Origin of the sequence: Paraburkholderia sp., from assembly GCF_034668105.1 — a bacterium.
GTDB lineage: Bacteria > Pseudomonadota > Gammaproteobacteria > Burkholderiales > Burkholderiaceae > Paraburkholderia.
This window is the reverse complement of record NZ_JAXDPY010000025.1, coordinates 1-3,283: the sequence shown is the minus strand read 5'-3', so window position 1 is coordinate 3,283 and position 3,283 is coordinate 1. Positions and strand designations below refer to the sequence as shown.

Genomic DNA, 3,283 nt, shown 5'->3' with positions numbered 1-3,283 from the left:
CGCGGCGCGCATGACAGCACGATGGGACGAGGCCGATAGCGCGATGTGCCAGGCCAAGCGCGGTGGCCGCAATCGCATCGCGGCATTGATGCGATGCGATTGCGGGCAGCGATAATGCGGCGTGCTGAGCGTCGCTACTGGACTTCCATTTCACGCATCCGGCGGCACGCCTAACAATTGCAAAGCACCGCCGGTGACCCCGCTAAACACCGGGCCGGCCACCGTCCCACCATAAAATGCCTTGCCGGCGGGGTCGTCGATCATCACTGCGACGATCAGCCGCGGGTCGCTCATCGGCGCCATGCCGACAAACAGCGCGCGGTAACGGTTTTTCGCGTAGGCCGCGCCGACCTGTTTGCGCGCTGTGCCGGTTTTGCCGCCGATCCGATAGCCTTCCACCGCTGCGGCGCGCCCGGTGCCGCCAGGTCCGGTGGCCATTTCGAGCATCGAGCGGATGGCGCGCGCGGTGGCGGGTGTGGTGACCGCGCGACCCTTGTCGCCGGCCTGCGCCGCGGTGCCAATGTCCGCGTTTCTGTCCGCGGCTTTGGTCGCGTTTGTCGACGCGCTTGTGGCCGTGCTTGTGTCCGAGCTACTGTCCGCGTTTGGGTTTTTTCGCAGCAGACTGACCTGATGCAGAGTGCCGTCCCCGGCATACGCGGTGTAGACCTGCGCGATCTGCAGCAACGAAGTGGAAAGCCCATAGCCATACGCCATGGTCGCCTGTTCGATCGGGCGCCAGCGTTTGTACGGGCGCACCTTGCCCGACGCGACACCCGGAAAGGTCAGCTCGGGCCTCAACCCAAGTCCATATTCCTGATACTTGTTCCAGATCTTTTCGGCGGGCAGGTTCAGTGCGAGTTTGGCGAGCGCGATATTGCTCGACTTCTGCACGGCTTCGGCAACGGTCATCGCGCCATGATTCGACGTGTCGTGAATCACGGCCGGTCCGATCTTGTACCAGCCCGGCGCGGTGTCGATGACGCTTTGCGGCCGGACCTTGCCCTCGTCGATCGAGAGGGCGACGACGACCGGCTTGATGGTCGAGCCCGGCTCGAAGGTATCGACCACCGCGCGATTGCGCAGTTGCCGCCCGGTGAGACGGGCGCGGTCGTTGGGATCGAAGCTCGGATAGTTGGCGAGCGCGAGAATCTCGCCGTTGCGCGCATCGAGCACGACCACGCTGCCCGCTTCGGCGTGATGTTTGGCAATCGCGTCCTTCAGTTGGGCATAGGCGAGTTGCTGGATGCGCCGGTCGATCGTCAGGTGGATCGTGTCGCCATTTTGTGCGGGCACGAGCGGCCGGGTCTCGGACACCACCCGGCCGAGCCGGTCGCGGATCACTTCGCGCTGGCCGGGCACGCCGAGCAGCTGCTCGTTGGCGGCGAGCTCAACGCCTTCCTGGCCGTTGTCCTCGATATCCGTGAAGCCGACCACGTGCGCCGCCGATTCGCCCTCGGGGTAAAAACGCTTCGAGTCCGCGATCTGCGTGATGCCGGCGAGGCCCAGTTTGTTGAGGTGAGCCGCGGTGTCGGCATCCACCTGGCGCTTGAGCAGCACGAAGGTCTTGTCGCCGTTCAGACGCCGGCGCAGTTCCGCCAGCGGCAGGTCGAGCAGCCTGGCCAGCGGCGCGAACGCGGTTTCGTCGAGCAGCTTGGGGGAGGCCCAGATCTCATAGGTGGCGAGGCTGACGGCGAGCATCGAACCATTGCGATCGACGATGCGCCCGCGCGTCGCATCGAGTTCGAGGGTGCGCTGATAGCGTTTTTGCCCCTGATCGACGTAGAAGTCCTGATTGACCACCTGCACCCAGAACGCGCGCCCCGCCAGCGACGCGAACGCGCCGAACACCAGCAGGACGACAAGTTTCGAGCGCCACATGGGCAGGCGCGCGGCCAGCAGCTGGTTCTTCGCGACGGGCGCGTACGGATCGTGCGACTGCGACTTCTTCTTTTGGATCATGAGTGCGGTGAGCGAACAGCGTTGCGTGGGAGCTCGAACCGGCGATGCCGGCGGCTGCTTGCGCGTGACTGCCGAGCGTGCTCCTCGAGTGAAGGCCGCACGCGCGTGGCGTGCGGCGGGATTAGTTTGCGCTGCCCGAATCGGCGGCGGTGAATACCTTGAGTTGCCAGCCGAACCGCACGTCCAGCATGCGTACCGTGAAGCCGCCGGCCAATACGCGATGGAGGCCGGCCCCGCCTCCACGCCGCACGCTTGCAGCGCGACGTACAGCGCGCCCGCGCCGAGCGCGATGCTCGCGTAGAGCTCCTCACGCAGCACGAGCGGCATCTGATTGCACAGCAGGTCGCGCAGCATGCCGCCGCATACGCCGGTGATTGCGCCGGCCAGCACGACAATCGTCGGACTCACGTCGAGCGTCGCGGCGACATCGCAACCGATGACCGTGAACGCGATCAGGCCAAGTGCGTCGGCCGTGACGAACATTCGTTGCCAGTTGCGCAGCCGTTTCGCGCTGGCCGCGGCAATCGACGCCGCCCCGATTGTAATCAGAACGTAATCTGGATGCGAGATCCATGCAAGCGGATAGTGGCCGAGCAACACGTCGCGCACCGTGCCGCCGCCGAGCGCGGTGACGGTGCCGACGAGGCACAGGCCGAAGCGGTCCATCCCCCGGCGCATGCCCATCAGTACGCCGGACATGGCTTCGGCGACGATCGCAAGCAGGTAGATGAGGTGGAGCAGCATGGTAGCGAGCCCTGGATGGCGGCGCTCGCGAAGGAAGGGCTCGGCCTCTCGCTTGCCGCGAGGCGCGCGTTTGAAAGCGGCCATTATCGGAAGCGGCGCGTGCTGATGAAAATGCCTTAAGCCGAATTCGGCGATGCCAGATTCGGCTTAATCTGGTTGCGGGATCGGCCGTGGTAAGCGTTCGCTGATCACAAAAAAAGCCGCGCGGACTTGAAAATCCGTGCGGCTGTTTCGTTCGATCAATGCGTCGACTCCGACGCGGCGTGTTAAAGAGGCGCTCTCTGCCTGTTGAGCGCCTTCTTTTTTACTGCCTTCTTCTGCCGATGTCCCGCTCGGAAACGGTGGTGGGTCGACTGTCGTGCCTGCTCAATGGCTTCTGCTTCACTCGTCCGACGGCGGTCGACGCGAACATGAAAGCGTTCAACGTGAACCGCATCAGTGACTTCAGGTTTCTGCTTAGGAGCCGCTAGCGGCCTCAGGCCGGCAAAGCGAAGCTCGAAATTGCCTCGCGCAGCACGCCCACCTGGTCCTTCAGCGAATGGGCCGCGGCGGCGGCTTGTTCGACGAGCGCGGCATTCTG

At 64.7% G+C, this 3,283-nt stretch carries 1 protein-coding gene and 1 pseudogene; both read right to left on the bottom strand.

Features of this window, described 5'->3' with window-relative positions:
* Positions 1–150: 150 nt before the first annotated feature.
* Positions 151–1,959: a penicillin-binding protein 2 gene (locus tag QOC89_RS01310; protein WP_323043367.1), complete on the bottom strand. Its 1,809-nt coding sequence runs from the start codon at positions 1,957–1,959 to the stop codon at positions 151–153.
* A 121-nt stretch (positions 1,960–2,080) separates the two neighbouring features.
* Positions 2,081–2,703 (bottom strand): annotated as a pseudogene (locus QOC89_RS01305) (trimeric intracellular cation channel family protein).
* Positions 2,704–3,283: the final 580 nt, after the last annotated feature.

Bases quoted from the DNA above. Each gene is read 5' to 3' on its own strand.
- QOC89_RS01310 (WP_323043367.1), bottom strand. From the start codon at position 1,959: ATGATCCAAAAGAAGAAGTCGCAGTCGCACGATCCGTACGCGCCCGTC.